This is a genomic window from Pseudarthrobacter enclensis (genome assembly GCF_030811655.1).
GTDB lineage: Bacteria > Actinomycetota > Actinomycetes > Actinomycetales > Micrococcaceae > Arthrobacter > Arthrobacter enclensis_A.
Genome location: NZ_JAUSRE010000022.1, coordinates 53,080 through 79,107 on the forward strand (window position 1 = coordinate 53,080; position 26,028 = coordinate 79,107).

Annotated in this window: 21 protein-coding genes and 1 pseudogene; 11 read left to right on the plus strand and 11 right to left on the minus strand. The window is 64.1% G+C overall.

Features of this window, described 5'->3' with window-relative positions:
• Window positions 1-35: 35 nt before the first annotated feature.
• The 5 genes and pseudogenes from J2X98_RS18050 to hxlB all read right to left on the minus strand — a co-directional run.
• Window positions 36-1,118, minus strand: a pseudogene (locus tag J2X98_RS18050) (inositol-3-phosphate synthase); the annotation flags it as partial.
• Window positions 1,108-1,737 (minus strand): MBL fold metallo-hydrolase, encoded by a 630-nt coding sequence (locus J2X98_RS18055; protein WP_306971299.1) that lies wholly within the window; start codon window positions 1,735-1,737, stop codon window positions 1,108-1,110. The pseudogene J2X98_RS18050 and the gene J2X98_RS18055, both read right to left, overlap by 11 nt.
• Entirely contained in the window at window positions 1,738-2,823 is a 1,086-nt protein-coding gene (locus tag J2X98_RS18060) for an S-(hydroxymethyl)mycothiol dehydrogenase (protein WP_188687384.1), read from the minus strand. It lies immediately after the preceding gene.
• 150 nt (window positions 2,824-2,973) lie between these two features.
• Window positions 2,974-3,609, minus strand: a complete 636-nt coding sequence (gene hxlA, locus J2X98_RS18065) for a 3-hexulose-6-phosphate synthase (protein ID WP_306971298.1) — start codon at window positions 3,607-3,609, stop codon at window positions 2,974-2,976.
• A gap of 55 nt (window positions 3,610-3,664) precedes the next feature.
• Window positions 3,665-4,264, minus strand: a complete 600-nt coding sequence (hxlB, locus tag J2X98_RS18070) for a 6-phospho-3-hexuloisomerase (RefSeq protein ID WP_306971297.1) — start codon at window positions 4,262-4,264, stop codon at window positions 3,665-3,667.
• A gap of 205 nt (window positions 4,265-4,469) precedes the next feature.
• Between hxlB and J2X98_RS18075 the strand changes: the two genes are divergently transcribed.
• On the plus strand, window positions 4,470-5,738 hold the full coding sequence (locus J2X98_RS18075; protein WP_306971296.1) for a helix-turn-helix transcriptional regulator: 1,269 nt from the start codon (window positions 4,470-4,472) through the stop codon (window positions 5,736-5,738).
• Between the two features lie 295 nt (window positions 5,739-6,033).
• On the opposite strand, the gene J2X98_RS18080 is transcribed toward J2X98_RS18075, so the two are convergent.
• A complete protein-coding gene (locus tag J2X98_RS18080) occupies window positions 6,034-6,330 on the minus strand; it encodes a hypothetical protein (protein WP_306971295.1) in 297 nt (98 codons plus the stop codon).
• A gap of 160 nt (window positions 6,331-6,490) precedes the next feature.
• Between J2X98_RS18080 and J2X98_RS18085 the strand changes: the two genes are divergently transcribed.
• Together J2X98_RS18085 and J2X98_RS18090 are read left to right on the plus strand one after the other, a co-directional pair.
• Entirely contained in the window at window positions 6,491-9,028 is a 2,538-nt protein-coding gene (locus tag J2X98_RS18085; RefSeq protein WP_306971294.1) for an excinuclease ABC subunit UvrA, read from the plus strand.
• A 578-nt stretch (window positions 9,029-9,606) separates the two neighbouring features.
• Window positions 9,607-10,125, plus strand: a complete 519-nt coding sequence (locus tag J2X98_RS18090; RefSeq protein WP_306971293.1) for a hypothetical protein — start codon at window positions 9,607-9,609, stop codon at window positions 10,123-10,125.
• A 598-nt stretch (window positions 10,126-10,723) separates the two neighbouring features.
• Here J2X98_RS18090 and J2X98_RS18095 read toward each other — a convergent pair.
• On the minus strand, window positions 10,724-11,338 hold the full coding sequence (locus tag J2X98_RS18095) for a recombinase family protein (protein WP_188687389.1): 615 nt from the start codon (window positions 11,336-11,338) through the stop codon (window positions 10,724-10,726).
• Window positions 11,339-11,562: 224 nt separating this feature from the next.
• Here J2X98_RS18095 and J2X98_RS18100 point away from each other — a divergent pair, with 224 nt between their 5' ends.
• The 4 genes from J2X98_RS18100 to J2X98_RS18115 all read left to right on the plus strand — a co-directional run bounded on the left by J2X98_RS18100 (window position 11,563) and on the right by J2X98_RS18115 (window position 16,059).
• Window positions 11,563-13,236, plus strand: a complete 1,674-nt coding sequence (locus J2X98_RS18100; protein ID WP_174177459.1) for a Mu transposase C-terminal domain-containing protein — start codon at window positions 11,563-11,565, stop codon at window positions 13,234-13,236.
• The gene (locus tag J2X98_RS18105) at window positions 13,230-14,147 is read left to right on the plus strand and encodes a TniB family NTP-binding protein (RefSeq protein WP_444964474.1); all 918 of its coding nucleotides are present in this window, start codon (window positions 13,230-13,232) and stop codon (window positions 14,145-14,147) included. Before J2X98_RS18100 ends, J2X98_RS18105 begins: the two co-directional genes overlap by 7 nt.
• Window positions 14,144-15,331: a TniQ family protein gene (locus tag J2X98_RS18110; RefSeq protein ID WP_306971292.1), complete on the plus strand. Its 1,188-nt coding sequence runs from the start codon at window positions 14,144-14,146 to the stop codon at window positions 15,329-15,331. Before J2X98_RS18105 ends, J2X98_RS18110 begins: the two co-directional genes overlap by 4 nt.
• A 116-nt stretch (window positions 15,332-15,447) precedes the next feature.
• Window positions 15,448-16,059, plus strand: a complete 612-nt coding sequence (locus tag J2X98_RS18115; protein ID WP_174177455.1) for a recombinase family protein — start codon at window positions 15,448-15,450, stop codon at window positions 16,057-16,059.
• A gap of 208 nt (window positions 16,060-16,267) precedes the next feature.
• Here the strand turns inward: J2X98_RS18115 and J2X98_RS18120 are convergent, their stop codons facing one another.
• Entirely contained in the window at window positions 16,268-17,791 is a 1,524-nt protein-coding gene (locus J2X98_RS18120; RefSeq protein ID WP_174177453.1) for a SulP family inorganic anion transporter, read from the minus strand.
• 188 nt (window positions 17,792-17,979) lie between these two features.
• Here J2X98_RS18120 and J2X98_RS18125 point away from each other — a divergent pair, with 188 nt between their 5' ends.
• Window positions 17,980-18,363 (plus strand): MerR family transcriptional regulator, encoded by a 384-nt coding sequence (locus J2X98_RS18125; RefSeq protein ID WP_174177451.1) that lies wholly within the window; start codon window positions 17,980-17,982, stop codon window positions 18,361-18,363.
• Between the two features lie 3 nt (window positions 18,364-18,366).
• Here the strand turns inward: J2X98_RS18125 and J2X98_RS18130 are convergent, their stop codons facing one another.
• Entirely contained in the window at window positions 18,367-18,786 is a 420-nt protein-coding gene (locus J2X98_RS18130) for a hypothetical protein (protein ID WP_174177449.1), read from the minus strand.
• A 52-nt stretch (window positions 18,787-18,838) separates the two neighbouring features.
• Complete coding sequence (locus J2X98_RS18135) at window positions 18,839-20,860, minus strand: acyltransferase family protein (RefSeq protein WP_174177447.1); 2,022 nt, start codon at window positions 20,858-20,860, stop codon at window positions 18,839-18,841.
• A 144-nt stretch (window positions 20,861-21,004) separates the two neighbouring features.
• Between J2X98_RS18135 and J2X98_RS18140 the strand changes: the two genes are divergently transcribed.
• Entirely contained in the window at window positions 21,005-22,600 is a 1,596-nt protein-coding gene (locus J2X98_RS18140) for a peptide chain release factor 3 (protein WP_306971291.1), read from the plus strand.
• Between the two features lie 22 nt (window positions 22,601-22,622).
• Here J2X98_RS18140 and J2X98_RS18145 read toward each other — a convergent pair whose 3' ends face one another.
• Window positions 22,623-22,982 carry a MerR family transcriptional regulator gene (locus tag J2X98_RS18145; protein WP_306971290.1) on the minus strand — a complete coding sequence of 120 codons (360 nt, stop codon included), beginning with the start codon at window positions 22,980-22,982 and terminating at the stop codon, window positions 22,623-22,625.
• Window positions 22,983-23,155: 173 nt separating this feature from the next.
• Between J2X98_RS18145 and J2X98_RS18150 the strand changes: the two genes are divergently transcribed.
• Window positions 23,156-24,673, plus strand: coding sequence for a SulP family inorganic anion transporter (locus J2X98_RS18150; RefSeq protein ID WP_174177443.1), 1,518 nt, complete (start codon window positions 23,156-23,158; stop codon window positions 24,671-24,673).
• Window positions 24,674-24,730: 57 nt separating this feature from the next.
• Complete coding sequence (locus J2X98_RS18155; RefSeq protein WP_174177441.1) at window positions 24,731-26,026, plus strand: MFS transporter; 1,296 nt, start codon at window positions 24,731-24,733, stop codon at window positions 26,024-26,026.
• Window positions 26,027-26,028 lie beyond the last annotated feature (2 nt).

Genomic DNA, 26,028 nt, shown 5'->3' on the forward strand with positions numbered 1-26,028 from the left:
GAACCGGATCTGGGTTCCGGTTGAGTTGCTAAGTCTCGCTCGATGTCGCCGCGGATGAAGGCCTCGACCTTTTCCTTGGCGATGTCGTCGTTGTACTGCTCCGGCGGGGACTTCATGAAGTAGGAGGATGCCGAGAGGATCGGTCCGCCGATGCCACGGTCGAGGGCGATCTTGGCGGCGCGCACGGCGTCGATGATGACACCGGCGGAGTTCGGGGAGTCCCACACCTCGAGCTTGTACTCCAGGGACACCGGGGCATCGCCGAAGTTTCGGCCTTCAAGGCGCACGAAGGCCCACTTGCGGTCATCGAGCCAGGCAACGTAGTCGCTCGGGCCGATGTGCACGTCGTCGGCTTCCAACTTGGCGGAGGTGTTGGAGGTGACTGCCTGGGTCTTGGAGATCTTCTTGGATTCCAAGCGGTCGCGCTCAAGCATGTTCTTGAAGTCCATGTTGCCGCCGACGTTCAGCTGGTAGGTGCGGTCCAGGACCACCCCGCGGTCTTCGAACAGCTTGGCCATCACGCGGTGGGTGATGGTGGCGCCGATCTGGGACTTGATGTCGTCGCCCACGATCGGGACACCGGCAGCGGTGAACTTGTCGGCCCACTCCTTGGTTCCGGCGATGAACACCGGCAGCGCGTTGACGAAGCCGACACCGGCGTCGATGCATGCCTGGGCGTAGAACTTGGCAGCCGCGTCCGATCCGACGGGCAGGTAGCAAACCAGCACGTCGACCTTGGCGTCCTTCAGGGCTGCAACCATGTCCACCGGAGCGGCGGAGGATTCGGTGATGGTCTCGCGGTAGTACTTGCCCAGGCCGTCAAGGGTGTGGCCGCGCTGCACGGTGACGCCCGTGGCCGGCACGTCGGCGATCTTGATGGTGTTGTTCTCGGAAGCGAGGATGGCGTCGGCCAGGTCCAGCCCGACCTTCTTCTCGTCAACGTCGAATGCGGCGACAAACTGCACGTCGTTGACGTGGTACTTGCCGAACTGCACGTGCATCAGACCGGGAACGGTGGCCTGCGGGTCCGCGTCACGGTAGTACTCGACACCCTGAACCAATGACGTGGCGCAGTTGCCCACGCCAACGATTGCAACCCGAATCGGATTATTTGCCATTCTTGATCCATTTCTCTAGGGTGGGTGCCTCGGCACCGATCGTGGTTCCGTCCCCGTGCCCGGTGTTGACCACCGTGTGCCCCGGCAGTGTGAGCAGGCGTTCGCGGATCGAGTCGATGATCGTCTCGAAACTCGAATGGCTGCGCCCGGTGGCCCCGGGGCCCCCGTTGAACAGGGTGTCCCCGGAGAACAGGGTGTCCAGATCCGGGACGTGGAAGCAGGTCGAGCCGGGGGAGTGCCCCGGGGTGTGCAGGGCCACCAGGGTGGTCCCGGCAACCTCGAACGTGTCCCCGTCCTTGATCTCGTGGTCCGCGGTGGTGCCGGGGAAAACATCTTCCCAGAGCATCTGGTCCGCCGGGTTCAGGAACACCGGGGCGGCCACCGCCTCGGCGAACTCGCGGGCGTAGCGGATGTGGTCGTCGTGCCCGTGGGTCAACAGCACGGCCTTGACCGCGCGGTCCCCGACCGCTTCCCTGATTTTTTCCGGGTCGTGGGCCGGGTCGATCACGAAAACCTCCGAGTCGTCCCCGATGATCCACACGTTGTTATCGACCTCCCAGGTCCCCCCGTCCAGGGAGAAAGTGCCGGAGGTGATGATGTTTTGGATCTGCGCGCCCATTTAGAGTTCCACCACCGAGCGCAGGACCTTGCCCTCGCCCATCTTGGTGAACGCCGCCTCCACATCGCCCAGGGAGATGCGTTCGGTGACGAACGCATCCAAATCCAGGCGCCCGAGCTTGTATTGCTCGACCAGCATCGGGAAGTCACGGCTCGGCAGGCAGTCGCCGTACCAGGAGGACTTCAACGATCCGCCGTGGCCAAAGACATCGAGCAACGGAAGCTCGAGCTTCATCTCCGGGTTCGGGACACCGACCAACACCACGCGGCCGGCGAGGTCGCGGGCGTAGAACGCCTGCTTGTAGGTTTCGGGACGGCCCACCGCGTCGATGACCACATCGGCGCCGAAGCCCCCGGTGTGGGACTTGATTCCCTCGACGGCGTCGGAGGTCTTGGAGTTCACGGTGTGTGTGGCACCGAGGTTCTTGGCCATCGCCAGCTTCTCGTCGTCGATGTCCACGGCCACGATGGTCGTGGCCCCGGCCAGCTTGGCTCCGGCGATCGCTGCAATGCCCACGCCGCCGCACCCAATGACTGCCACGGATTCCCCGCGCTTGACCTCGCCGGTGTTCATCGCCGCACCGATCCCGGCCATCAAACCGCACCCCAGCAGGCCCACGGCCGCGGCGTCGACATCCTCATCGACCTTGGTGCACTGCCCGGCAGCGACCAGGGTCTTTTCGGCGAACGCGCCAATGCCCAGGGCCGGGGAGAGTTCGGTGCCGTCCTCCAGGGTCATTTTCTGGGTGGCGTTGGCGGTGTTGAAGCAGTACTGCGGCTGGCCCTTGGCGCAGGAACGGCACTGCCCGCACACCGCACGCCAGTTCAGGATCACCCGGTCCCCGACGACGACGTTGGTGACGCCCTCGCCCAGGGCCGAGACCACACCGGTGGCCTCGTGGCCCAAAAGGTAGGGGAACTCGTCCCCGATGCCGCCGTGCTTGTAGTGCAGGTCGGTGTGGCAGACACCGCAGGTGAGGATGTCGACCACTGCCTCCCCGGGTCCGGGGTCCGGGATCACGATGGTGACGGTTTCAACCGGGGCGTCCTTGGCTCGGACGATGACTGCTTGGACTTTCTGGGACATGACACTCCATTCATGTGTGGCCTGCGGAAGCATGGCCACGGTTTTTATTGATATTGAGACTGTATTTGACGCCGGGGTGGCGCAACTAGTGTTGGAACTCGCTCCGAAGCTGGAGTACCCGTCCTTCTTGGAAGGTGCGGGAAGCCATCGTCAAGAGTTGGATGAGGAGATTGCTGCGCGGAGCTTCTTGGCTTCCAATGCGGGATCCGCGGCGCTGTGGACGGACCTGCCGATAACGGCAACATCTGCACCTGCACGCTGGACGGATTCGATGGTGTCCAGGCTTACACCGCCGGCAACGGAGAACGGGACACGGGCCTCTTCCCCGGCCGTCAGCAGACCGCCCAGGTCGTGACCGGGCTGGGCCTGCTCGTCGAGGCCGGCGTGGAACTCCACGAATTTCGCCCCCAGTGCCCGGGCTTCCTTGGCGCGGGTGACCTTGTCCGCCACACCGATGAGGTCAACGACGATGCCCTTGTTGTGGGCCCTGGCCGCCTTGACACCACCGGCAATGGTGGAATCGTCCGCGCTTCCGAGGATGGATACCAAGTCGGCACCGGCCCTGAAGGCGATGTCGGCCTCGAGTTCTCCGGCGTCCATGGTCTTCATGTCGGCAAAGACGATCTTGTCCGGGTGGGCCGCCTTGATGGCGGTAACAGCGGACAGCCCTGCGGCCTTGATCAAAGGAGTTCCGAGCTCGATGATGTCCACGTATTCGGCAACTTGACCGGCCAGCAATAGGGCATCTTCGACCGTAAGGAGGTCCATGGCTACTTGGAGCTTCATGATGTTAGATCTTTCTGTAGGGATCTGCGGTATGTCCTAAAAACGAAGACGTTGGTTATTCGAGGTTGGCGTGCCTGACCCAGAGTTTTTCGGCAGGCTCATCGGTGCTGTCCCACAATGACTGGAAAATCGCTTCGGTGAGGAGGAAAAGCACCTGTTCGAAGAGGGAACCCGAGTACTGGCGGGAGAGGCCGGAGCCGTGGTCTGTTTTCTGGGCGGCGGGAATGATCACCAGCGAGTCGGCGAGTTTGGCGAGCGGCGACTCCGGGGTGGCGGTGAAGGCGGCAATGCGCGCTCCAACCCGCTGCGCCGTTTCCGCCGACCTGAGCACTCCCTGCGTCGTTCCGGAGCCGGAGGCCACCAAGAGCAGGTCACCCGGACCGATGGCCGGGGTGGTGGTGGCTCCGGCAACATGGACGGTCATGCCCAGGTGCATCAGCCGCATGGCGGCCATGCGCAGTACCAGGCCACTTCGGCCCGCACCGGCAACGAATACCCGGCGTCCCTGGCCCAAAAGGTCTGCTAGGTCGGCCATCTCTTGGCCATCGACTGCGGCCGTCGTGTCGGAGATCTCGTCCCGTACGAGGGACAGATTGCGGTCGATCCCACCCCCGCTGGTGTGCACGGTATGTGTCGCGCTCGGTGTTGGGTTCACGATATCTTCCCTCCGATTCGATCTGTGGCCGGTGGCGGCCGCATGGATGTTTCCTGCTTGATATCCATCCTCTCGGAAAAAAGGGGTAGGGGTAACGCTGTTTTATGACAGTTGTAACTACACTTTAGGATGGGTGGATGCGTTGGTCCCAAGGACTTCGTCCCAGAAGCGGAACGACCGCCCCCACTCCCCGAAGGGATCCACCATGCACCATCCAGATCTACCGTGGCCGCTCTTGCAGAACGTGGCAGCACTGGCCGAGTCTCCGCTGTCCGAGATAGCGAAACGGCTACGCGAGGCTGTGCTTCCCTATTACAGAAGCAGTGCGCTGGTCATCTTTACCGAAGACTGCACGGGACGACCCCAAAAGAAAGCGGGCGAGGAAGACATTATTTCCCGGGTCTCCATCGCCGAGCTCGACGCGCTTCGTGCCTCCCTGCCGGATGAGGCACCTTGGTTCGGGGAAGCCGAGCTCGCCGGCCGTCCACGCCCCGTACTCGCCCTTAAATACGCTCCCAGTCACGCTCTCCTCGTGCTGACGGATCCCCGCCCGGCGGATCCAGGGTACGAAGCGGGGCTTGACTTGGTGACGTACCTTTGGCGCGTTGCTGCCCGGCGGATTCAGGAGAAAGTAGCCGATGCGCCACCTGCATACCTGTTGGAATCGCGGGCTTCCTCGGCCGAACGCATCCGCGTGACTGCGGAACTAACGGACCTGCACTCCACGACCTTGGAGACCCTCTTGGCGGCCCTGCGTTCATCCTCCTTGGACGATGCTGCAGCCCGCTCCACCGTCACGGACCTCGCCTCCAAGGCCTTGGTCGGGCTCCGTACCCTGAACGACCGAACGACAGATCTGGTGGAGGAGCCAGTTGGAACCGCCTTCGAACGCCTCCGGGAGAACCTGCAGTCGCTGACACGCTTCAGCGACATCGAGTTTGAGTTTATTGAACCACCACTAACAGGTAGGGCCTTGCCAGGCGAGGTTGCCCACGCGGCACGGGCCATCGTTCGCGGGCTTTTGTTGGCCATGATGGAGCAACCCAAGCTCAACAGAATCCGGACGCAATGGGACTGCGACGGTGAAAACTTGCTGATCAACGTGCGCGACGACGGCGACGGGACACTCGCTGCCGACGATCCGAGCATTATGCGTTTGGATCGCCGCGTCGAAGCGCTAACCGGCCACCTGCAGATCGACGTTATGCCGGGCTGGGGTGCAGACGTAGTTGTTACTCTTCCGCTGGCTCCGCCTGCCCCCTTGGCCGGGTACATAGCCGCTTGGAACCTTGCCGCTCGGGAACTCGAAGTACTCCAGCACCTTGTCGCCGGTCACAGCAACCGGACCATCGCATCGAAACTGGGCATCAGCGAAAACACGGTCAAATTCCATGTGCGGAACCTATTCAAGAAAATCGACGTCGGCTCCCGAACCGAAGCCATTGCCCTGGCGCACAGCCACGGACTCCGTTGACAGTGCAGGGACGGAGTGAGGTCAAACCCGCGCACCAACACCCCTGATTCCTCCCACATAGAACCGGCAAAACGTGGTGCAACCCTGACGATTGGCCCGTAGGGCGGTCGCCCCGGTCCATCCAGCTTGAGGAATCGATCCAGCCGCGTTGGTCCACCTCCAGCGAAGCCTCCACAGGTCCAATGAGACCTACAGGGTCAGGCAAACCCTGAACGGACCCCCGCCGCGAATGCATGGATACAGGTCGCTCGGAGACGACCCCTTGCACTCCGAGACGACCCCTTGCAGATGAACGTCAACCACGGGGCCGCCAAAATGAAAACAAAGCACACAATTCGTTGTTGGATTGGTTGCGCCAGGGGACGTACCGACGGATCATGCCCGGTTGCGCCCGGTGGCCGGGATGGTCGGTGCCATTCAGCGCGAAGTAGCGCGGCGCGGTGAACCGGGGTTCGATCCGGTTCAGGCGTGAACCGTGGAACGGCACGTAGGCAAGCTCCACGTTGTTCGCCGCCGCCCAGTCCCCGACCCTGGAATCGCCTTTCGTGAAACGGTGCGGGCTGTAGTTGTCCATGATGATCACGATCCGCAAGCCGCGGTACTCGCTGTCGAATCCAGGCGGGCCAGCTGTGTCGGGACTGGATGTGAAGCCAGATATCGAAAATGAGATCTGGTTTCCGCCGGGGTTCGCTCTGCGGAAACCGGTGGTGAACCGTGACCGAAGATTGGCCTCAGCGCTTAGACTGTGGAAAGTGAACAGCATTGGGAAGCACACCGACGCCCCACTCGCAAGCCAAGCCCCTGACGGGTTCGTGCATGTGCGCGGAGCCAACGAGAACAACCTCCACAACGTCGAGGTGCGCATCCCCCGCGACTCGATCGTCGCTTTCACCGGTGTCTCGGGTTCGGGAAAGTCCTCCCTGGCCTTCGGAACGATTTTTGCCGAGGCGCAGCGCCGCTTCCTGGAATCGGTGGCGCCCTATGCCCGGCGGTTGATCGCCCAGGGCCACACACCGAATGTCGAGTACATTTCCGGGCTGCCACCGGCCGTGGCCCTGCAGCAGCGACGCGGCACGGCATCCTCGCGTTCCACCGTCGGCACCCTCACCACCCTGTCCAACTCCGTGCGGATGCTGTATTCCCGCGCCGGAACCTACCCGGAGGGCGCACCCCGGTTGGATTCGGACTCGTTCTCCCCGAACACCGCCGTGGGCGCGTGCCCGGACTGCCACGGGTTGGGAGTGGCGCACACCGTCACCGAGGAATCGTTGGTGCCGAATCCAGGGCTGAGCATCCGCGAGGGTGCCATTGCCGCCTGGCCGGGCGCCTGGCAGGGCAAGAACCTGCGGGACATCACCACGCACCTGGGCTATGACGTGGACGTACCCTTCGAGCAGTTGCCCCGGGCCGAACGCGACTGGTTGTTGTTCACCGAGGAACAACCGGTGGTTGCGGTGACACCCGAACGCGACCGAATCGAAAAGCCCTACAAGGGACGATTCTGGAGTGCCAAGCGCTACGTGTTGCACACGGTGGCCGAATCCAAGTCCGAAACGATGCGCGCCAAGGCCATGGCCTTCATGCATTCCGGACCCTGCCCCACCTGCCGCGGCACCGGATTCAGGCCCGCGGCGCTGGCCGTCAGCGTGGCCGGGCTGGACATCGCGGCCTTCAACTCCACCACGCTCGCGGCCCTGGCCCTGGTTTTGCGTCAGGTCGCCGCCGCCGGATCCGCCGCCGCTCCGGAACAGGGTCTTGAGGTGGCCGCATCCATCGTCGCTGACCTGCTCTCGCGCATCGAGGTACTGATCGGGTTGGGGCTGGGCTACCTGAGCTTGGACCGGGCCACCCCGACCCTGTCCCCGGGGGAAATGCAACGGCTGCGCATCGCCACGCAGTTGCGTTCGGGCCTCTTCGGGGTGATCTACGTGCTCGATGAACCCTCCGCCGGCCTGCATCCCGCCGACGCCCAACCGCTGCTGGAGGTGCTGGCGGCGCTCAAGGACGCGGGAAACTCGGTGTTCGTGGTGGAGCACAACATGGACGTGGTGGCCAGCGCCGATTGGATCGTCGATGTGGGCCCGAAGGCCGGAGCCGGTGGCGGCCGGGTGCTCTATTCGGGCCCCGTTGCCGGGTTGGAACAGGTCGAGGAATCGGTGACCCGGAGATTCCTGACGTCGCAGATTGGCCGGGGCGAGCACCGGGTGCCGCGCCGGGCCGGGCAATGGCTGGAGTTGGAAGGGATCAGCCTGCACAACCTGGTGGACCTCGATGCAAGCTTCCCGCTGGGGGTTCTCAGCGCGGTGACCGGGGTATCGGGTTCCGGCAAGTCGTCCTTGGTCAGCCAGGTGCTGCCGCACGCGCTGGCACCGTTGCTGCGCGGTGCCCCCCGGGGAGCCGCGGCCGCGGGTGCCGCGGAGAACGGGCAGGAACCGGCGGCGCCCACCGAGCAGGCCCGGGTGGCGCAGGTGCGCGGGATTGAGGGGATCGACCGGATTGTGGCGATGGACCAGAAGCCGATTGGCCGGACCCCGCGTTCCAACCTTGCCACCTATACGGGGCTGTTCGACGCGGTGCGCAAGGCCTTCGCCGAGACCGAGTTGGCCAAGAAGCGCGGTTACGGGGCCGGCCGGTTCTCCTTCAATGTCGCCGGAGGCCGCTGCGAGAACTGCCTGGGCGAGGGGCACCTGGAAATCGAGTTGCTCTTCCTGCCCGGCAGCTACGGCCTCTGTCCGGTGTGCCACGGTTCGCGCTACAACCCCGAGACCCTTGAGGTGACCTACCAGGGCAAGAACATTGCCGAGGTCCTGGACCTGAGCGTGGATGCCGCGGCCGAATTCCTGGCCGGGATTCCCGCAGCGGCCCGCTCGCTGAACACGCTGCGCGAGGTGGGGTTGGGCTACCTGTCGCTGGGCCAACCCGCGCCCGAGCTCTCCGGCGGCGAGGCCCAACGCATCAAGCTGGCCACCGAATTGCAGCGGGCCCGGCGCGGACACACGCTGTACCTGCTCGATGAGCCGACCACGGGCCTGCACCCGGCCGATGTGCAATTGCTGCTGGGTCAGCTGGGCAGGCTGGTCGACGCGGCGAACACGGTGATTGTGGTGGAACACCACATGGACGTGGTGGCCGCCGCCGACTGGGTCATCGACTTGGGTCCATCCGGGGGAGATGCCGGGGGCCGAATCGTGGCCACCGGAACCCCGCAGGAGATTGCCGCACACCCGGAGTCCAAAACGGCGCCCTTCCTTGCCGCACGGTTGGGATTGGATCCGCTGCCCGCCTCCTGAACAAGAAGTTCCGAAGCTGGATGACCCTACCTATTGGCTTCAGCGGTCGTAGGTGCTCGGCGAGTGTTTGTGTGGTGCGTCTGTGTCGTTTTCTTCTAAGTCGCCTGCATTGGGATTCCTGGATTTTGGGGTGAGTGCAGCCGGCTTCTGACAGGCCGGTTCGCAGGAATCATCTGCATCAACCGGCAATTTGGCCCGGGAACTCGGCATCAGCCACGAGGTTCTCTACCAGAAGCCGAGAGCCGGGGGCTAGTGTCGTTGGGCTTCGCTGGCATAGGGTTTATCGGGACAGCTTATACAGCACATTAATCGTCAGGCTGCTGATGTCTGCTCCCAAACCCCAAACCCCAAACCCCAATACCCGGGCTATTGGTTCCTGCCCGGGTAACCACTGAACTTGTTCTTCTCGGACATCTTGCCGACCGGCTTTCACGGATGCGTCAGCGCCCAGGTCAAGCCGGGATCGACCGTTTATGTTGCCGGGGCCGGACCGGTAGGTCGTTGTGCGGCAGCCGGTGCGCGGCTGTTGGGAGCGGCATGTGTCATCATCGGCGACCAAAACAAGGAACTGTCTGGAGGTGATGGAGAAGGCGGGTTACGAAACGGCCGACCTGAGTAGTAGCGTTCCACTGACCGACCAGATTGACGCAATCCTCGGTGTCCCGGAAGTTGACTGCGGTGTCGATGCTGTCGGCTACGAAGCCCACGGACTTGGCGAGTCCAGTGACAAGGAAGCTCCCGAAGCAGCCTTGAATTCGATGTTTGAAGTGGTTCGAGCCGGCGGGGCCATCGGTATCCCCGGAATCTATGTCGGCAACGATCCAGGCAGCAAGCACGATCGAGCGAAAAACGGCACCCTTGATTTGGCGCTCGGAGCAGCGTGGATCAAGTCCCTGACTTTGGTCACCGGCATGGCTCCCGTGAGAAATTACAGTCTCGAACTCATGCAAGCCATCCTCTGGAACCGCATCGATCTTCCGGCTGTAATGAACACCGAAGTCGTTCCGATCGACCAGGGACCGGACGCGTACGCACGATTCAGTGCTGGTTCGTCGAAAAAGTTCGTCATCGACCCGAACGGAATGTTGAAGAAATAGTTCTGTACCGAGGAACGGTTCGGCAAACATCTTAGGTCGATATCGTGGAATGTGTGGGCGAAAGGGCATGATGCCCTTTTTGCCCACACGTTCCACGTCCGCTTCTGGTCGAAGCGCCAGCACCGGTAAAGCCGCCCGTGGATTAATCGGGCCTTGGACTGGGCTCCACTTTATGGCGCAGAGGGATCCACTTCTACGATCTGGATCCAGCACTGCTGCTAAAGGCGGAATTACCCAATAGCGCGTGCCGCACGTCCATACACCCGGGTGAAACCGGCGCGCCATCCACGGCTGTGGCTCGGGCTGGATGCGGTTCGCTGACATTGTGCACGGTGAGGGCCTCCGGCCCTCCGAATTCACTAACTCCAATAGCCTTCATATTGGTGGCAACGCGCCCTCTCCCGCAGGTATTCCAAGCGCAGACGCATCATAGACAGGATTCTGGTGCGGCATCCACCCAACGAGACCAAACGACGCGTGGACAAAAACTGTCTATCATTCCGCTCGCAAGCGGGTCACTCGACGATTCAAGCACCACCAAAATTGTCGTTTTCCTCTAAGTCGTCCGCACGAGTTTCAGAAGTCACCTACACGGCCGCTATTTCGATTTCAGGAGTTTCTTGCCGTCGGGCCGAAGCTCCCCGGTCGGGGAGACGTGCCGGTAGAGGGTTTGCCGGGTAACACCCAGTTCCTCGCACAGGGAGCCGATCTTCGTTTCCTTGTGTCCCACGGCGGCCATGGCCAGGCGGACCTTGGCCGGTGTCATCTTGTAGGGCCGGCCTCCCTTGCGGCCGCGGGCCCGGGCCGAGGCCAATCCTGCCTTGGTGCGCTCGGAAATGAGTTCGCGTTCGAACTCGGCCAGGGCGGCGAAGATCCCGAAGACCAGTTTCCCCGAGGCTGTCGTGGTATCGATGGCCGCGCCCTCCCCGGTGAGGACCTTGAGCCCGATGCCGCGTTCGGTGAGGTTGTGGACGGTGTTCACCAGGTGGCGCAGGTCCCGGCCCAGCCGGTCAAGCTTCCACACCAACAGGGTGTCTCCCGCATTCATGCCCTTCAGGCAGGAAGCCAGTTCCGGCCTGTCGTCCTCCTTCCCCGAGGCGTGGTCCTCATAGAGCTTCGACGGGTCGACCCCTGCCGCCAGGAGTGCATCGCGTTGGAGGTCGGTGCTTTGCGATCCGTCCGTTTTCGATACCCGCATGTAGCCGATCAGCATGGCTCAAACCTCTTGTCATCTATACGGTCGTTTGCAAGACACTCCAGGACATATGTCGTTTTCAGAAGACGTCTGCACCCCTTCATGGGGAAGTATGGTCCCGGTGCACGGGACTGTTGACAACCCCTTGTCAGAAGTAGCGTGCACTGCCGGCATTTTCATCAGAAGTCGTCTGCACTAGCCTGAATCATGGTCAAGAGTCGTCTGCACCGTCAGCGCCCGTAATGACATCGGATGACCCGCAGATCCTCGAGCGGGGGGTGCTGGGTATGTCGGATAGGGCGTGGGAGCGCCTACGCCGGCAGGACGAGGTAATCGCGCCTTTGGCAGCCCTGGCCACGGTCACTCACGGCGCGGCGGACAGCGCGGCCGAAGAGTTGGGATTGTCGCGGCGGCAGGTCTACATCCTGATCGGCCGACACCGGAAGGGTACGGGTCTGCTGACGGATCTTGCCCCGGGTCGCTCCGCTGGCGGCCGGGGAGGCAGGCGGCTGTCGGAACCTGTGGAAGCCGTGATCAGGGAAGTCATCCGGAGGACTTACCTGACGAAGCAAAAGCCGTCTCTCGCGGTCGTGCACCGCCAAATTGTGCGTGAGTGCAAGACGCTGGGATTGACGGGGCCGGCAAGGAACACTGTTGCCATCCGGATTGAGGCGCTGCATCCGGTGGAAGTCACGCGCAGCCGGGAGGGTAGCGACGCCGCCCGGCCCTTGCAGTCGGCCGGCGGGACGGTGCCGGAGATCATGGCTCCGTTGGACCAGGTCCAGATCGACCACACCGTGATTGACTTGATTGTCGTCGATGACCGGGACCGGCAGCCTATCGGTAGGCCCTACCTGACGGTTGCTATCGATGGTTACAGCCGGTGCATCCTGGGAATGGTTGTGACTTTGGAGGCGCCGTCTGCGGTTTCGGTGGGCTTGTGCATCGCACACATGGCCTGCGACAAGCGGCCGTGGATCGAAGCCTTGGGTGTGGACGCGGCCTGGCCAATGAGCGGTAAGCCCAAGGTTTTGTTCCTGGACAACGCTTCGGAATTCAAGAGCGAAGCGTTGCGCCGCGGTTGCGAACAGCACGGCATTAAGCTCAGCTACCGGCCACTTGGGCGCCCGCACTACGGCGGCATAGTGGAGCGCATCATCGGAACGGTGATGCAGCGGGTCCATGAACTGCCGGGGACGACCTTCTCGAACCCGGGACAACGTGGCGGTTACGATGCCGACAAAATGTCCGCCCTGACGCTTACGGAGCTCGAACGCTGGCTGACCTTAGCGGTCGCCAGCTACCACGGCAGCATCCACACATCCCTGAACCAGACACCCGCCGGGCGCTGGGACGGGGGCGTAAGAGAGTTCGGTGAGCAGCCCGTGGTCTCCCACCCGGCAGCATTTCTCATCGATTTTCTGCCGGTCATCCGGCGCCAAATCACCCGCACCGGTTTCGTCATCGACCATGTCCATTACTTCGCAAACGCGCTCAAACCCTGGATCGCACGGCGGGACCGGGACGAGAAGTTCGTCATCAGGCGGGACCCGCGCGACATTAGCAGGGTCTGGGTGCTGGAACCGGAAGGGACGGCATATGTGGAAGTCCCGTACCGCACCATTTCCCACCCTGCGGTCACCTTGTGGGAGCATCGGCAGGCACTGGTGCGACTCCGTCAGCAGGGACACGATCAGGTCAATGAGGAAGCACTGTTCCGCACGATCGATCAAATGCGCGAAATTGCCGCCGCGGCGCAACGGGCAACCCGCAGATCACGCCGGGACCTGCAGCGAAGGCGCCACTTGCAGGCCTCCGAATCCGTGGCGGAAGCGTCGGCTCCGCCTGATGAAATGCCTCCGCCCGACCGTGACGCGGCGACTGCCCGTCCTTTTGAAGAGGTGGAGCAGTGGTGACCAGCGATGACTACCCGCCCCCGGATCTCTCCCATCTCCAGCCCTGGGCCCAGACCATGGCCCGGCTGCCGGCGGAGGAACGAATCCGGCGCATCCGGGCGGACCGCTGGATCGGCTACCCCTTGGCCGTCCAGACCCTCACCCGGCTAGAAACGCTCTATGACTGGCCCGGCAAACAACGCATGCCTAACCTCCTGCTGATCGGACCGACCAACAACGGCAAGTCCATGATCATCGAACGGTTCCGACGCCAGCACCCTGCGCACTCGGACGACGACCAGGAGCACATCCCCGTACTGTGCGTCCAGATGCCCTCCGAACCGTCCATCCCGCGGTTTTACACGGCCGTACTCGCCGCACTCGGCGCGCCCACGGTACCGCGCCGACGCGTCGCTGACCTGGAACAGCTCACCCTTGCCGTGCTCCGCCGCGTGGGAGTGCGGATCTTGGTAATTGACGAACTGCACAACGTGCTGGCCGGCCGGGCCGACGTCCGGCGTGAATTCTTGAACCTGCTGCGCTTCCTGGGGAACGAGCTGCGGATCCCGCTGGTGGGGGTAGGAACCCGTGAGGCCTATCTGGCCATCCGTTCCGATGATCAGCTCGAAAACCGGTTTGAGCCCGTCACGCTGCCTTTGTGGGAGGCCAACGCCGACCTGTCGTCGCTGCTGGCCAGCTTCGCCTCATCTTTCCCGCTTCATCAGCACTCGAATCTGGCGACCGATGATATGGCCCGTTACCTCCTTACCCGGAGTGAGGGCACCATCGGGGAACTTACATTGCTCCTGACCGAAGCCGCAGTGGCCGCTGTGGACAGCGGTGAGGAATCCATCAATCACCGGACGCTGACGCTTGCCGAATACGACGGCCCCAGCATCCGGCGCCGGAAGTTCGAACGCGAGCTCAGGTGAGACCGCCGGAGCGCTGGCCCTTGCACCCCGCGCCTGCAGAAACGGAATCGTTGTCCTCATGGATGCGGCGGATCGCCGCCAGCTACAGCATGTACTCCTACGAACTGCTCGAACACGGACTTGGCCAGCAGGAACTTCGCGACGCCGAGCTGGACCTGGACCCGCCGGTGCACCTGCTCGAAGTGCTCGCCAAGCGCAGCGGGCTCGATCAACACCGCGTCAGCGCCATGACCATGTCCGGATGGGTGCCATGGCTCTTCGACACCCTCACCCCTGCACCCGATACATACGAAACCTACGTGCACCAGTTCTCGCTGCTCCTGTCGCCCGGGCGGCGAAATATTTATGCTCCGCGAAAGTGGCTGCCGTGGCTCTCGGAAACCGCGGCGAAGCGGGGATGCCGTGAATGCCTGGAGTCCGGCTCGACGCTGCTGCTCTTCTGGCAAGTGCCGGTCATGGCCAGCTGCACGGTCCACCGGCGCCGGCTCGAGACCTATGAAGGACACCCGGCGGACTACATCATGTGGACAGCTCCCGCCTATGACCAGCGGGCGCTTCCGGACTCGTTGTCCATCATGGACCGGCGGACCTGGCAGGCGATAACAACAGGATCCGTTGACCTTCCCCGGTATCCGGTTAACGCCGGCGTCTGGTTCCGGCTGCTGCGGACCCTCCTGGACGAACTCAGCACAGCTCAGGGACGTTACGGGAGGCAGCTGGATGACGTGCGCCGTGTCTGGGAACACTGCGGCCACCCGTTCCGGGCTGGCCTGCATTCATGGCAACCGTTCGAGACCCTGAACTGGACCGTCCAGCAGCAACTGCTCGAAGCGGCCGCCGCGGCGATGGAACTGATCGAGGACGGCTCCCTGACCGCCCGGGGTACCTCCGGGCACCTGCTGCGCCCCGAACCGGACACCGCGATCAGCGATGGAACCCCACCAGGATCACTGATAGGCGCCGACGGCGTGCAGAAGCGGCCGACACTGGATGAACTCTGGAACCAGGCGACGGCTACCTTGGACTCGTGCATCGAAGCAGCCAAGACGGATCCCGTGGTCGCGAAGCACCTCTTCGACTTCGCACGCTACGGGTGCCGCAGTGAAGAATCTCTGCGCGGTCTTCGGGACACCTTCGCCGAGCTTCAGATACCCCTCAACTTTCTGTCACAAACAGAAGGATGACCACCCTTTGACTGACGTAGAATAAATCACGGGTTAAGTGACGCAATTCGGACTCAGGCGGATTCAGACTTTTGCCGTCACTTAAACGAACGTATAAATGACAGAGGAGAAGTCGGGTGCTGGTCGGATACATGCGCGTCTCGAAAGCCGACGGTTCCCAAACCACGGACCTGCAGCGGGACGCACTCCTGGCCGCCGGTATCGAACAGACTTCGCTTTACGAGGACATGGCCTCCGGGAAAAAGGATGACCGGCCCCACCTGGCCGCCTGCCTGAAAGCCCTGCGACACGGCGACACTCTGGTGGTGTGGAAGCTCGACCGGCTGGGCCGGGACCTGCGCCACCTGGTCAACATCGTCCACGACCTGACCGAGCGTGGCATCGGGCTCAAGGTCCTCACCGGGCAGGGGGCGGCTATCGACACCACGACCGCCTCCGGAAAGCTCGTCTTCGGGATCTTCGCCGCCCTTGCCGAATTCGAACGCGAACTTATCTCCGAACGCACCCTCGCCGGGCTCGCCTCGGCACGGGCCCGCGGCCGCAACGGCGGACGTCCCTACAAGATGACCCCAGCGAAGCTGCGGCTGGCCATGGCCTCGATGGGCAAGGCCGGCACTAATGTCGGTGAACTTTGCACCGAGCTCGGGATCACCCGCCAGACCCTGTACCGGCACGTATCGCCGACCGGAGATCTGCGCCCCGATGGCGAGAAGCTTCTCAATCGGTAGAAGCGGGGCGGCGGTCGCTGGCGGCGGCAATGCTGAGTGAATCCTTTTGCCTGGGGTCGAGTGCACAGGTTCAAAATCCCAGGTGCACAGGTTTTGCGGATTCATTCGGGCCATGTCCGCCTTCGCTGGTCTTCATGGGGCCGCTGCAGCGACGAAAAGGACCCTGACCGGATTCGGTCAGGGTCCTTCAGTCATTCGTGGCGGTTGGCTAGTGGCCTGCGCCGAGTTTCCCGCCGAGGCGTTCGCGCATGAGGATGCTGGCATCGTTGAGGCCGATGATCTTCACGTCCTTGCCGTGGTGGTGGTATTTCTCGGTGATGGCGTCCAGGGCTGCGATGGTGGAGGCGTCCCAGAGGTGGGAGGCGTGCATATCGATGATCACGTGTTCCGGATCGTGGGCGTATTCGAACTGGGTGTAGAGGTCGTTGGAGGAGGCGAAGAACAGTTCGCCGTCCACTACGTAGGTGGCGGTTTCGTGGCCGTCCACGGTCTTGACGGTGCGTTCGACGGTGACGAAGTGGGCCACGCGGCGGGCGAACATCACCATGGCCACGAGGACGCCGACGCCGACGCCGATGGCCAGGTTGTGGGTGGCGACGGTGACGATGACGGTGGCGACCATGACCAGGGTTTCGCTCTTGGGCATCATCTTCAGGGTGCGGGGGTGGATGCTGTGCCAGTCGAAGGTGGCCCAGGATACGAAGATCATCACTGCGACGAGGGCGGCCATGGGGATGACCGAGACTACGCCTCCGAGCGCCACCACCAGGATCAGCAGGAAAACGCCGGCAAGGAAGGTCGATATGCGTGTGCGGGCGCCGGAGGCTTTGACGTTGATCATGGTCTGGCCGATCATGGCGCAACCGCCCATGCCGCCGGTAAAACCGGTAATGATGTTGGCCACGCCCTGGCCCCAGGCCTCCCGGGTTTTGTGGGAGCGGGTGTCCGTGACGTCATCGACCAGCTTGGCGGTCATCAGGGATTCCAGGAGCCCCACGAAGGCCATGGCAAGCGCGAACGGGAAGAGTACCTGCAGGGTCTCCAGTGTGAACGGCACGTTGGGGATGAACAGTGACGGCAGTGATTCGGGCAGGTCGCCCTTGTCGCCTACGGTGGGGACCACGATGGAGGCCAGGACGGTGATGAGGGTCAGGACCACGATGGCGACCAGCGGGGCGGGAACGACGTTGGTCAGTTTGGGCAGTCCGAAGACAATGACCAGGGCCAGCGCCACCAGCGGGTAGACCAGCCACGGGACGCCGAGCAGTTCGGGGACCTGGGACATGAAGATCAGGATGGCCAGGGCGTTGACGAAGCCCACCATGACAGAGCGGGGGATGAAGCGCATGAGCTTGGCCACCCCGGACAGACCCAGGATGATCTGGAAGATGCCGGCGAGGATGACGGCGGCGATGAAGTAGTCCACGCCGTGGGACTTCACCAGCGGGGCGATCACCAGGGCGATAGCGCCGGTGGCGGCGGAGATCATGGCCGGGCGTCCGCCGACGAAGGCGATGGTGACGGCCATGGTGAAGGAGGCGAAGAGTCCCAGGCGAGGATCGACGCCGGCGATGATCGAGAAGGCGATCGCTTCGGGGATCAGGGCCAGGGCGACGACGAGGCCGGCGAGGACTTCGGTCTTGAGCCGTCTGGGGGATTTGAGGGTTTCCCGGACAGACTGAAGCTGCTCGGGCGTGAATGCCGGGGCATCCGTGGCTGGTTTAACGGCCAATGCTGGCTCCGTTTCAGGCTCAAGAAGACGCGCGGGAGCGGCTTCGACTGTTCAGGGGAAACTGGGGGCGCACCGGAGCGCCGTGAATGAGAACACCAGCAACTAGGCTTGGACGTCTACACCCATTTCCCCCAAGTCTACCCTAACGTGGTGGTAGAGTTTAGGCCGGGCAACGCAGGAGGTCATTCATGACGGAACGGATCAGCAGCCGCACCATGCATATTGGTGAACTGGCTGAAAGGACCGGGCTGTCCCTGAGGACTATCCGCCACTATGACGAGGTCGGGCTTCTGCCCGCCACGGGACGCACCGAGGGTGGGTTCAGGGTCTATGCCGAGAACGATGTCGAGCGGCTGACACTGATCAAACAGATGAAGCCCCTGGGATTCTCTCTTGAGGAGATGGCGGAGATCCTGGACATCCTCTCCGCCCTGGAATCCGGGGCCGCAGAGGGGGCTGGCCGGGAGAAGCTCGCGGAATTCATGGAACGGGCGAAAAGCCAGCGCGCAAAGATCGCACGGAACCTGTCCCAGGCTGATGAGTTCATTGAACGGATGGGCAAGAACAGTTAGGCCCTAGCTGCTCAGCCAGGTGTAACGGGTGGTGAGCGCATGGATCAGATGGTTTTTTGATACCTGCTGCTCCGTTGTCACGACAGGCCTGTGCTGCAGCGCTTCGGTGAACAGCCCGAGCCGCAGGCGGTACCGTGCGGCGAGTTCCGAGGCCGGCTGCTGTCCGAGGGTATCTATGACCCGGACCATGTCGCGCATGTCCTCGATCCGGAAGTTGAGCACGCTCATCGCGCTGAGAATTTCCAGTACCGGGATCTGTTCAACACCGAACAAGGGCCCGTGCTCGGGGTCTTCTTCGAGGGCTTTGATGATCCTTAGGGTGACCAGGTGATGGACTGATTCGGCGGAGACCCCGGCGGCTGCTGCCGCGCCGCGGATGTCCAGCAGGTTGCTGCTGTGGGGTAGGGCCTCAAACGGTGTCACGATACGCTCCCGGGCTCGTTAGTGATGGAAATTCTCTTGACATGGCAGCCGGTCAGCCGCCCCAGCCCGTGGCGGCCAATAAAGTGCGCTTCACGGCCGGGGTCATGGTTTCGACGTAGGTTTTGTTGAGGTGGTCGTGGTCCCGGTAGACGTAGACATTGCCCATGACCGCCGGGCATGTCGTGTCTGTGCAGATGCTGTTGGTGAGGTCCACGGAGTGCAGGAGGGGTTCGCGGGTGGCCAGCTCCTCCAGCGGGTTCACCTCGAGCAGGACCTCGTCCCTGGCGGGGTTGCACTGGTGGGAGTCCTGGCCGTGCAGGCCCACGCAGGCGAACATGTGGAACGGGAACCGCGGGTTGTCGCGTACGGCTGCGACTTCGATGCCGGCATCAAGGAAGGGCCGGATGCCTTGCTCATAGGCGGGGACGAGTCCTTCCCTGGGTTCGTCCTCGTAGCTGAGGGTGCCGTGGGTGATGACGGCGTCGGGGGCCAGGTCAAGGACGTAGTCCCGGGCTGCATCGTTGCGCTCGTTGCATTCGGTGTCGCGTTCGGGTGACTGGGCGCCGTACCGGCAGGCGTTCTTGAGCAGGGAAATCATCCGCCAGTTGTGCTCCTGCGCGGTGGGGACCAGGGCCGGCATGAGCTGTTGTGCATGCGAGTCGCCGATCACCACAACGGTTTTTGTGGCTTCGGTGTCCGGTTCGATCTGCTGGCAGGATTCCAGGGCCGGATGCCCGGGGGCGTAGCCGGGGGTGCAGGAGGGGCCGGCGTTGCCCCATTCATCATCCAGTGCGGTTTCGGCCGGGATGAGCGGGGCGTCGGGAAGGTCCTGGCCGGTATGTCCGGGCTCCAGTACAGCGGCGCCGGGGTTCAGGTTCAGCTGCTCGGCCTGCACGCGGAGTTGGCGTTCGGTGAGTCCGATGCGCGTTTCCCATGCCCCGAGCGGGATTGCGACGCCGATGGCCAGGGCGATGGTCAGGGCGGCGCTGCGGCGTTTACGCCGGTGCATCCAGCCCCACGAGCGCAGCGGGCGCTCCACCAGCCGGGTGGTCAGCCAGGCCAGGATGCCCGAGGCGCCGATGATGAAAGCGCCGGCAGCTGCGGTGACTCCGGCTTCCTGGGTCAGGACCAGGTAGGTGATCAGGACCGACCAGTGCCACAGGTAAAGGGCGTAGGAGATTCCCCCGAGTTTCCGGACCGGCGCGGCGGTCAGGAGCCGGTCAGCCCCGAAACGGTGTCCTGTATTGCCGGCGGTGATGACCATGGCTGCGCCGAGGGTGGGGATGAGGGCGGCCCATCCCGGGAACTGGTTGTCCACCTGGATCACTGCCCCGCAGAACAGGATCGCGGCCAGCCCGGCCCAGCCCAGCACGATCCGGGCCGGCTTTCCCGGGCGGAGGTACGGCAGTACCAGGGCCAGCAAGGAGCCGAGGGCGAATTCCCAGAGGCGGGTGCGGGTGTCGAAGTAGGCAAAGGACTGGTTGGTGGCTGTCTGGTGGATTGAAAAGGCCAGGGAGAGTGCAAAGATCACGCCGAACAGGACGGCGGCGAGAGCGCGGAACGACAAGCCCGTCCGCCGGGCCGCGGCGTGGACGCCCAGCAGCAGGAGGGGCCACAAGATGAACACCTGGCCCTGGATGGACATTGACCAGAAGTGCTGGAAGGGACTGGCTGTTGCTGCCTGCGCAGCCTGGTAGTCCACGGCACCGAAAGCCATCGCCCAGTTCTGTACATAGAACAGGGACGCCCAGGCGTGTTCAATCAGCTCCGCCCAACGGACTTGGGGAAAGAACGCCGCCCCCGCCGCGACGGTGGCCAGCAGCACGATCGCGGCGGGCGGGAGCAGCCGGCTGAAGATCCTCGCCCAGTACCGCCGCAGCCTGAACGGCTCACCCGAGCGCACACGCTCCGCGAATGACAGGGTGAGGAGGAATGCCGAGACCAGCAGGAACACATCCACCCCGCCGGACACCCGGCCGAACCAGACGTGATAGAGCACCACGATGAGCAGCGCGACCGCGCGCAGGCCCTGAACTTCGGGCCGGAACCGCGTTCCGGACTGAGGTTCAGCCATGAGCGTTCTGTGCGTGGGGGTCGGCAAAATACTCCTGCAGGGTCCGGTGGGTGATAACGCTTCGCAACTACACTCTACCCTAACGTTAGGGTAGAGTGTAGTTGACGTAGGAACATCAACGATGGAGCAGCCGGAAGGCCCAGAATGCCCAGGACAGCAAACATCCCCGCCCTGCACAGCCCGCCCGTCCTCGAGGAGGCGGGCAGGCGCCGCACGTTCGCGGTCATTTCCCACCCCGACGCGGGCAAGTCCACGCTCACCGAAGCGCTGGCGCTCTATGCCAGCGTGATCAAGGACGCCGGGGTCACGCACGGCAAGTCCAGCCGGCACGGGACGGTCTCGGACTGGATGGGGCTGGAGCAGGAGCGCGGAATTTCGATCAGCTCCGCCGCCCTTCAGCTGAACCATCGGGGCGCGGTCCTGAATGTGGTGGACACCCCGGGCCACGCGGACTTTTCCGAGGACACCTACCGGGTCCTGGCAGCGGTCGATTTTGCGGTGATGCTGATCGACGCCGCCAAGGGCTTTGAGCCCCAGACCCTGAAGCTCCTGGCCGTGTGCCGGCGGCGGGGGCTTCCGATCATCACGGTGATCAACAAGTGGGACCGGCCAGGGCTTGAAGCCCTTGACCTCATCGACGGGGTTGCCGGGCGGACCGGCATGGCTCCTGTGCCGTTGACGTGGCCGGCGGGCAGGGCCGGGGCCTTTACCGGGCTCTTTGACCTTCGCAGCGGGGAAGCGGTGCGGCTGGAAGCGGTCCGGGGCGGTGCGTTGCCCAGCCTGGAAACACCAGTGCCGGGCGGATCCGGGGCGATGGAGGGGCAGTGGCGGGAGGCGCTGGAGGAGGCCGAACTCGTCGCGGACTCCCATGGAGAATTCGATCGGGAAGCCTTTCACGCAGCACGGCAGACCCCCGTCCTGTTCACCGCCGCCGCCAAAAACTTCGGCGTGCGGCAGCTGCTGGACGTGCTTGCCGAACTCGGCCCGGCCCCGTCGGCCCGCGCCACCGCGGAGGGCGGGCACCAGCCCGTGGATGCCGGCTTTTCCGGGTTCGTCTTCAAGGTCCAGGCAGGCCAGGACGCCGCGCACCGCGACCACATCGCCTTCCTAAGGGTCTGCTCCGGAATTTTTGAACGCGGCATGATCCTGACCAACGCCCGGCTGGGACGCCCGTTCGCCACCAAGTACGCCCACCGGGTCATCGGGCGCAGCCGGGAAGTCATTGATGTTGCCTGGCCCGGGGACATCGTCGGGCTCGTCAACGCCGCCAGCCTGCGGGTCGGGGACAGCCTCTACGCCACCGAACCGGTCCGGTTTCCGGAGATCCCGCACTTCGCCCCGGAACTCTTCACGGTCGCCCGGGCCGCAGACCCGGGGCGGTACAAACAGTTCCGGCGCGGCATCACCCAGCTCGAACACGAAGGCGTGGTCCAGGTCCTGCGCTCGGACCGGCGCGGGGAACAGGCGCCCGTCCTGGCGGCAGTAGGGGCCCTGCAGTTCGAGGTGGCGCAGCACCGCATGGCCGGGGAATTCCACGCCCCGGCAACCTTTGAAGCCCTGCCCTACACCCTGGCGATGCACGTGGACGCGAAGGGCTCCAGCCTGCCCGAAACCTTCCGCGGCGGTGAAATCATGCACCGCTCCGACGGGGAAGCCCTGGCGCTCTTCGCGGACCGGTACAAACTCGCGCACTTCCGCGAGGACAACCCCGGCGTGGAGCTCACGGACATCGGCGCCTGACCGCGCGCGTGCCACCCTGGGGTCAGCCGGCCATCCGGTCGCTGATGACGGCGATGAACTGGTCCGCCCGCCCCAGGTCCGAAGCCAAAGCTTCCCTGCGGGCTGTCGCCTCACGCAGCATCGACTCAAGCTCGTCTCGGGCAGCCTGCGGGGACCTCGATCCGCGGGAGGTCAGGACATCAAGCATCTCCGCGATCTCGTCCAGGCCAAAGCCAAGGGATCTGGCCTGCCGGATCAGCAGCAGACGCTCATAATCCTCTTCGGAATAGACCCGGAAACCACCCTCCGTGCGGGCGCTCGGGTGCAGCAGACCGACCGAGTCATAGTGCCGGATAGTCCTCAGCGACAGTGCGGTGCGTTCGGCGAGTTGCCCAATATGCACAGTAATTCCTTCCGGGGCGGTAACAGCTCCTGATTAGAAGTCTACCATTACGTTAGGGTACAGTTGGTGGTGGGCCGGAAGTTCCCCCTACTTTTACCGGCGCAGCGCGGCGCCTCCCCACACTCGCACCGCCCGGGCATTCGTCTGCCCATAACCCATGAAATGGAGCCCGCATGACTGTTGCCGCCCACGCGCCAACCCTGACCCCGGAGCAACGCCAGTCCGTCTGGCGCACCCTCCGTTCCCCCCGCCTGCTGCGCACTGAGGTCCTCGCCGGGCTTGTCGTGGCCCTGGCACTGATTCCCGAGGCCATCGCCTTCTCCCTGATTGCCGGGGTTGACCCCCGGCTGGGACTGTTTGCCTCGTTCACCATGGCCGTCACCATCGCCTTCCTCGGCGGGCGGCCGGCAATGATTTCCGCCGCGACAGCGGCCACAGCCCTGGTGATCGCCCCGCTGGTGAAGTCCCACGGCGTGGACTACTTCATCGCCGCCGTCATCCTCGCCGGCATCTTCCAGATCATCCTGGGCCTGCTCGGGGTAGCCAAACTGATGCGCTTCATACCGCGCTCTGTGATGGTGGGCTTCGTCAACGCCCTGGCGATCCTGATTTTCACCTCGCAGCTGCCCGAGCTGATCGGGGTCCCGTGGCTGGTCTACCCGCTGGTCGCCGTCGGACTGGTGATCATCTTCCTGCTGCCCCGCATCACCAAGGTGGTCCCGGCGCCGCTGGTGGCCATTGTGGTCCTGACCGCGGCCGCCGTCGTCTTTGCCATCAACGTCCCCACCGTCGGTGGCAAGGGGGAGTTGCCTGAAAGCCTTCCATCGCTGTTTTTCCCCAACGTTCCGCTGAACTTCGAGACGTTCCAGATCCTTGCCCCGTTCGCCGCCGGCATGGCGGTGGTGGGTCTGATGGAATCGCTGATGACCGCCAAGCTCGTGGACGACGTGACCGATACGCACTCGCTCAAGACCCGCGAGTCCTGGGGCCAGGGTGTTGCCAACGTCATCTCGGGCTTCACCGGCGGCATGGGCGGCTGCGCGATGGTGGGCCAGACCATGATCAACGTCAAAGCTTCCGGCGCCCGGACCCGGATCTCCACTTTTATGGCCGGGGTCTTCGTCCTGATCCTGGTGGTGGCGCTCGGGGACATCGTGGCGCTGATCCCGATGGCCGCCCTGGTCGCGGTGATGATCTTCGTCTCGATCGCCACCTTTGACTGGCACAGCATCCAGCTGAACACCCTGAAGCGCATGCCCAAGAGCGAAACGACCGTCATGCTCGCCACCGTCGTCCTGACCGTCGCCACGCACAACCTGGCCATCGGTGTGATCTTCGGTGTGCTGGTCGCGATGGTCGCGTTCGCCCGCCGGGTGGCGCACTTCATGAGCGTGGAGCGCACCATCGAAGAGCACTTCGGGGAAACGTTCGCCAAGTACAAGGTCAGCGGGGAGCTGTTCTTCGCCTCCTCCAACGACCTGTACATGCAGTTCGAATATGCCGAGGACCCCGACCGGATCGTCATCGACCTCTATGATTCCCACCTGTGGGATGCATCCACCATCGCGGCGCTTGATTCCATCGCCGCGAAGTACCACAGCTACGGCAAAGAGGTTGAAGTTGAAGGGCTCAATACGGCCAGCGCGGCCATCCGCGAACGCCTCGGCGGGATGCTCAACGGCGCACACTGACCCCACCAGGAGCGTCTCGTCCGGTGCCCCCGGCCGCCCGCACCCGGGAGGCCGGGGGTGAGCGGGCCTCACGTCGGGGCCGGGCGGAAGTCCTGGGCCGGTACCGTTACCGCGGCCGCGCTGATCACCGCCGCCAGCGCGCCGGGACAAACGGCCGGCCTCTCACCCTTCACCGATCCCCTCATCGACCAGCTCGGGGTCAGCCGGACCGACATCTCTTTCAGCTACCTGGTCGGCACCCTCGCCGGGGCCCTGGCCCTGCCCTTTATCGGCCGGGCCCTGGACCAGTGGGGTGCCCGGCTGGTCATCACCGCAGCCGCCCTGGTCTTCTCCGGGACCCTGCTGGCGATGAGCTTCGTCACCGAAATCCTCGGCCTGACCGCAGGGTTCGTCTTCCTGCGGATGGCCGGGCAGGGCGCGCTCACCCTCGCCGCCACCACAGCGGTCGTCAAAGCCGTCACCAAACGGCGCGGGCTGGCTGTGGGCATCACCGCCGCCGTCGGATCGGCGGGTATTTCCCTGACACCGGTACTGGTGGAGCGGCTGATCAGCGCCGGCGGCCTGCAGCAGGCGTGGCGGCTCGAAGCGGCAGCGGTCCTGCTGGTCATCCTGCCGATGGTGTTGCTGCTGCCGCGGCACCGCCCACCAACAGTCCCCGCCAAGGATCCCGCCCATCCCGATCCTGCCGGGGCAACTGCTCCCGCAGCCGGGCGTGCGGACGGGCGCGCCCATGAGCGGTTATGGAGTGGCAAACAGGCTGCCCGGACGCCGGTCTTCTGGGCCATCGCTGCAGCGCTGGCGGCGACCGGTATGCTCTCCACGGCGCTGGCATTCCACCAGGTGTCCATCCTTACCGCCCGCGGTCTGACCAGCACCGAAGCCGCCGCGAACTTCATCCCGCAAACAGTGACGGGCATCCTCGCCACCATCATCCTGGGCGCCGTCTCACACCGCCTGGACCCGCGCCTGGCCTTGGCAGGTTCCATGGGACTTCTTGCTGCCGCCCTGCTGTTCCTGCCCCTGGTCACCGGAACACTGTCGGGAATCTTTTACGGTCTGCTGCTCGGCGCGGCCGGCGGAGCGGTGCGCGCCGTCGAACCGATCGCCCTGGCGCACTACTTCGGAACCGCCAGCATCGGCGGGATCAGGGGCGTCATTTCGGCGATCAACGTCGGGTCCACCGCACTGGGTCCTATCCTGTTTTCACTGGGCCGTGACGCCAGCGGCGGCTACGTGATGCCTGCCCTGTTTGCCGCGGTAATCCCCCTCGGGGTCGCCGTGTTCGCGCTGCTCTGCCCGGCACCGGGCAGCACCGGCGGAATACTCCGGCGCCGCGCCCCGGCGAAGGTTTAAAC